Source organism: Haloferula sp. BvORR071 (assembly GCF_000739615.1).
In the GTDB taxonomy this organism is placed as follows: domain Bacteria; phylum Verrucomicrobiota; class Verrucomicrobiia; order Verrucomicrobiales; family Akkermansiaceae; genus Haloferula.
This window is the reverse complement of sequence record NZ_BATP01000010.1, coordinates 1-6,017: the sequence shown is the minus strand read 5'-3', so window position 1 is coordinate 6,017 and position 6,017 is coordinate 1. Positions and strand designations below refer to the sequence as shown.

1 protein-coding gene and 1 pseudogene are annotated in these 6,017 nt (G+C 62.7%); both read left to right on the top strand.

The window, feature by feature from the left end; genetic code table 11:
* Nucleotides 1-1,549 (top strand): annotated as a pseudogene (locus BV071_RS07030) (hypothetical protein); the annotation flags it as partial.
* A 145-nt stretch (nucleotides 1,550-1,694) separates the two neighbouring features.
* Nucleotides 1,695-6,017 (top strand): alpha-2-macroglobulin family protein (locus BV071_RS07025; protein WP_035604120.1); only part of this gene is annotated, 4,323 nt, incomplete at its 3' end.

The following is a 6,017-nucleotide window of genomic DNA, read 5'->3' as shown; positions in this document are numbered from 1 at the left end:
TCCCAAGATGCGGCGGATCTTCGATCAGTGGAAGAACACCAACAACGGCAAGGCCCTCGACAGTCCGCTGACGAAGAACCAGGACCTCAAGGGTATCCTATTGGACGAGACGCCGTGGCTAGCCGAGGCCAATAGCGAGTCCGAAGCGCGTCGCCGCGTCGGCCTGCTCTTCGACGGCAACCACATGGACCGCGAACTGGAGAAAGCGATGGCCAAGCTGCGGGGCATGCAGCACGGCAGTGGCCTGTGGCCTTGGTTTCCGGGTGGCCGCGGGGACGAATATATCACGCGTTACATCGTAACCGGCTTTGCCCGCCTGCGGGCACTCGGCGTGGCCACCGATATCACGCCTGCGCTGCGGGCTCTGGACCCTCTGGATGCCAGCATCACCGAGCGCTACGAATATCTGCGCAAGGAGAAGCTGTTGGATCGCGACAATATCGATGCGATGATCGCGTTGCACCTCTACACCCGCACCTTCTTCCTTAAGGACAAGGCGCTGAAGGCGGAGGACAAGGTGGCCTTCGATTACTTCGCCGGGCAGGCCCGCAAATACTGGGCCAGCCTCGGCAGCCGCATGTCGCGCGCTCATGCCGCCTTGGCCTTGCAACGGCTCGGCGACAAGGAGGTTCCCGCACTCATCACCCGCTCGCTCAAGGAGCATGCCGTGAATGGCGAGGAGCTGGGCATGTATTGGAAGGACAACGAGGGCGAAGGCTGGTGGTGGTGGGCCGCACCGATCGAAACCCAGGCGATGATGATCGAGGCCTTCCGCGAGATCGACCATGACGACAAGGCGGTCGAGGACTGCCAGGTCTGGATGATCAAACAGAAGCAGGTGCAGGATTGGAAGACCACCAAGGCGACTGCAGATGCCGTCTATGGCTTGCTGCGTGGCGGCAAGAACCTTCTCGGCTCGGATGCTCTCTTGAAGATCTCGCTCGGAGGTCAGGAGGTGAAGCCCGAGAACGTCGAAGCCGGCACCGGCATGTATGAAAGCCGCTTCGTGGAGGCTGCGGTGAAGCCGGAACTCGGCAAGATCCAACTGGAGAAGACCGACAAAGGCGTCGCCTGGGCCAGCGTGCATTGGCAGTACCTCGAAGACATGGCCAAGGTTACACCGCACGACGGCACACCCCTGCACCTAGAGAAGGCCCTCTTCATCCGCCGGAATACCGACAAAGGCCCGGTGATCGAGCCGCTCAAGGGGCCGGTGAAGGTCGGCGATGAGCTGGTCACCCGCGTGATCCTCAAGAACGACCGCGCGATGGAGTATGTCCATCTCAAGGATCTGCGCGGCAGCGGCACCGAGCCCCTGAACGTGCTGAGCGGCTACCGCTGGCAGGATGGCTTCGGCTACTACGAGGTGACCCGCGACACCGCCAGCCACTTCTTCATCGACCGCCTACCCCCGGGCACGCACGTCTTTGAGACCAGCGTGCGCGTCCAGCACTCCGGCAAGTATCAGACCGGCATCGCCGAGATCCGCTGCATGTATGCCCCGGAGTTCAATGCCCACAGCGGCAGCGTGGAGATAATGGCGGAGTGATGGTTCGCGGGAAGGGGCGTGAAGGTGAGGCTCTCCCTTCACGCATTCTTCACGCTCTCAACCTGTTCCAAACGGCGATTTCGCGTGCCACCCCTCGAAATCCCGGTGTGAATGATGGGCGGAGCCCGGGAGGCTCCTTGCCCTCATGAGAGCGTCTCCGCTTCGATTTCGATTTCTCGCACAAGCGATCTTCCTGGCACTTGCGGCCTTCGGCTTTGTCAACGCCGCACCGCGGGACGAAGATTGGAAGACGGTAGACGAAGCCCGCAAGCAAGACCAGCCCCAGACCGCCGTCGGTCTTCTCAGTTCCATCGAGAAGGCTGCCTTTACCGATGGCGCGTGGTCCGAGGGCGCCCGTGCTCTCGCCACCCGCATCGCTTTGGAAGCAAAGGTCGAAGATGGAGACGAAGACACAGCTGCCCCGATCAAAAAGCTGGAGGCAGCGATCGAGACATCTCCGGAGAAAACCCGCCCGGTCCTCCGTGTGCTGGCGACCTATTGGCTGAGCGGCTACTACCGCGAGCACAAGTCGGACTTCGTCGATCGCAGCATCACCAGCGGTCCGACCAACCTTGACATCGAAACCTGGGACCTTGCCCGGATTCTCAGTGAGATCGATGCACGCTGGCAGAGCAATCTGGCCGATGCCGCGGCCCTGAAGAAGATACCCGTCGCGGACTTCGCCGATCTCTTCAGCAAGGGCGAGTTGGGCGATGCCGTGCGGCCGACCTTGTATGACTTCGCCGCGAATTGTGCTCTGGAGTTCTACGCCTCGAACGAAGTGGCCGCCTCGCACCCGGCGAGCGCCTTCAGCTTCACCGCGGATTCTCCGGCGCTGGGCACCGCGGAGGAGTTCCTCGCCTGGCAGCCGGAGCTTGGCGATGTCACGGAGCCGAAGTCCCGGGCCCTTAAGCTCCTCCAAGACCTTCTGACTTTTCATCGCAACGACGCCGACAAGTCGGCATTCCTTGCCGCCGACCTGAACCGCCTCTGCTGGGCTGGCCAAGCCGCCGGGGAAGAGGGCCGCGAGAAGCGCCTGGAGCAAGCCTTGCGCCGCTTCACGGAAGCCAACGCCGCCCGCGCGGTGAGCGCGATGGCCCGTGTGCAACTGGCGAATATTTTGAAACGGCGGGATGCCTTCAAGGAAGCCCACCTGATCTTGCGGGAAGGCGCCGCGGCATTTCCGGAACATCCCTTCGGCAAGCTGTGCGCACTCGAGATCGCAAGCTTGGAACGCAGCGAACTTCACCTCGAAGCAGACACCCACTGGACACCCGCAGGGGATGGCATCCGAGTCGAGTATCGCAATCTCAAACGACTGTGGTTCCGTCTCTATCCCGCCAAGTATGTACCGGGGAAATCTGAGCCGGATGCGGATCGCCTGCGTTCGCTGGTGAAGCGGAGGCCAGATCGGCAGTGGGAGCAGGCGCTGCGTGACGAGGGTGACTACAAGCAGTGTGAGATGAAGATTCCCGCGCCCGCCGACCTTCCGGCCGGATACTACTATCTCGTCGCAAGCGCCCGCGAGGATTTCTCGGAGAACGACAATGAGCTCGCGATTTCCGCGGTGCATGTCACCAGCCTCGCGATCGTCGGAGCTGCCACCCGGGATGGCAGCATTGAGGGCGCGGTGGTCGATGCCGTGAGCGGCCTGCCCATCGCGGGTGTCGACGTTACGGTCTGGAAGGAAAAGCCGGAAGGCGAGGGGATGATCAAGGTCGCCGGGAAGACCGGTGACGATGGTCGATTCGCCATTCCGGCTCATGCCGGGAATTCCTTCATTGCCGTCGCCCAGCGTGGCAATGAGCGCGCTGTCCTGGATGGAAACAACTACTACGGCGACGACGAGGAAGATCCCATGAAGAAGCGGCGCGGGGTGGTGTTCTTCACCGACCGCGCCATCTATCGCCCGGGCCAGACCGTGCACTTCAAGGGCATCTGGTGCGAGATCGACCGCGCCCGCGGCCGCTACTCGGTGCTGGCGGATCGCAAAGGCACAGTGGTGATGCGCGACAACAACGACAAGGAACTCGCGAAGCTGACGGTGAAGAGCAATCAGTTCGGCTCCTTCTCCGGGACCTTCACCGCTGCCGAGGGCGGCAGCCTGCATGGGGCTTGCACGATCAAGCTGGAAGGCGAGGAGGGCGGTGGCAGCTTCCGGGTCGAGGAATACAAGCGGCCGAAGTTCTTCACCGAACTCGATCCACCGCAAGAAGCCGCAGTGCTAGGCAAGCAGGTGACGGTGAAAGTGCGCGCGGAGTCATACACCGGCGCGGCTGTGGATGGCGCGAAGGTGAGCTGGCGCGTGAGCCGTGGCAGCGAGTTCCCGGGTTGGTGGCGTTGGAATTGGGCTGGCTCGTCGCCCCGTGGTCTCGGCCAGGAAGAGATCTCCCACGGCGAGGCTCTGACAGACGCAAGCGGCGCAGCGAACATCAGCTTCATCGCCAAGCCTGATCCGGCGATCCGCGAGGAGGCGGAGCCGGTTTTTGTCTACACGGTCACGGCCAGCGTGACGGATCGCAGTGGTGAGACTCGCACCGGCACCAAGTTGGTCCGGGTGGCTCGCACTTCCTTGCGCGCGGATCTCACGACGGAGGAGTGGCTGGAGGCGGGCAAAAAGCTGGAGATCCAAGTCCTCACGACCTCGCTGGATGGCGAGGGTCGCCCGGCGAAGGGCTCGCTGAAGATCCACCGCCTGAAGGAGCCCGCCACCTGCCCGCGCTGGTCGGGGCAAGATTGGGGCGATGAAAAAGATCCCGCCGCGCTTTCGTCCGACCCCGATGACTGGAAGCTGGGCGAGGAGGTCGATGAGCTGGCAGTGGAGACCAACAAGGAGGGCAAGGCAACCCTGTCGCGCCCGCTCAAGGCAGGGGCCTATCGCTTGATCTTCACGACCAAGGACGCCAATGGCCGCGAGGTCCGCGCGATGCGCGGCATTCAGGTAGTGGCTCCGGATTCAAAAGACTTCACGACCATGATGCCCTTTTACACGGTGCCGCCGAAGGCGGAGGTGGAGCCTGGTCAGGATGCCGAGTACTTCTGGGGTAGCGGCTATCCGCAGGCGCGCGCCTGCGTCGAATGGCGCATCGACGGACAATTGCTCAAACGCGAGTGGTCGGAGGAGGGCCGGACCCAACAGGTATTCCGCTTGCCGGTGAAGGAGGATTATCGCGGCGGCATCACGGTCACCGTGTGGCAAGTCGCGCTGAACCGCTTGATGAAGTCCCAAGAGCGAATCGAGGTGCCATGGACCAGCAAGCATCTCAAACTGCGTTGGGAACACCTCGTCTCCAAGCTGCAGCCGGGCACTCAGGAGACATGGACTGCAGTCGTCGAGACTCCCGATGGCGAAGCGGCCACTGCCGAGATGGTGGCGACACTCTACGATGCCTCGCTGGATGCCTTCACGCAGCATTCCTTTGATAGCTTGGAGGATCTGCTTCGGAGTGAATCAAACGGCTATTCCTATCTGAGCTTCGGCAACGGATGGGAGTCGCTCAACAGTTGCTCTTCCTTCAAGCCGTCGGATCTGGCAGAGCCGGGGCCGCCCTTCCGGAACTTTCGCGAGGAATTGGAAATCTTCCAGGGTGGCCGCTATTCCGCGTCTCCAGTCTATTCAATGGCGAGCAGCGCCTTCATCGGCGGTGGCACCTTTGGCAGACACCGCACCAATGCCGATTTCATCGGCAGCGTTACCGGCGCTTCGATCCCGGGCGTCCCGGCCTCCAGGGGCGTAAACGTCACCGACATTGTGACCGGCGGGCTGCGCTCCGGTGACGGGGCGATCAATCGCAACAACATCGATGCGGTGCTCAACAACCCGAATCGCACTGCCGGGGTCTTTGACAGTGGCGCGACACCGGACCAGCCTGATCTCACTCAAGTGGCCGCCCGCGCTAACCTTCAGGAGACCGCCTTCTTCATGCCCACCCTCAGCAGCGCCGGCGATGGCAAGCTGCGCATGACCTTCACCATGCCCGAGGCCCTGACCAAGTGGCGCTTCATCGGCCTGGCGCACGACAAGCGCATGCGCTCCGGAATCCTGGAAGGGGAGACGGTCACCGCGAAGGACCTGATGGTGCAGCCGAACCCGCCGCGCTTCTTGCGCGAGGGCGACGAGCTGTGGTTCACCGTGAAGATCAGCAACCAAGGCGACAAGCCACAGGCCGGCACCGCTCGCCTCGATCTCACCGATGCCGCTACCGAAGCGGACAAGAACGCGGCGCTTGGGATTGCGGCTCCGGAGCAGCCCTTCAGTGTGGCGGCCAAGGAAAGCGTCACCCTGAAGTGGCGGATTGCTATTCCCGATGGTGCTGGCTTCCTGCGCTACAAGGCGACGGCTTCGACCGGTGGCTTGAGTGACGGCGAAGAGGGCTGGCTGCCGGTGATCCCGCGGCGGATATTGCTCACGGAGTCCATGGCCATGCCGATCCGCGAGGCGGGCAAAAAGGATTTCGAGTTCACCAAG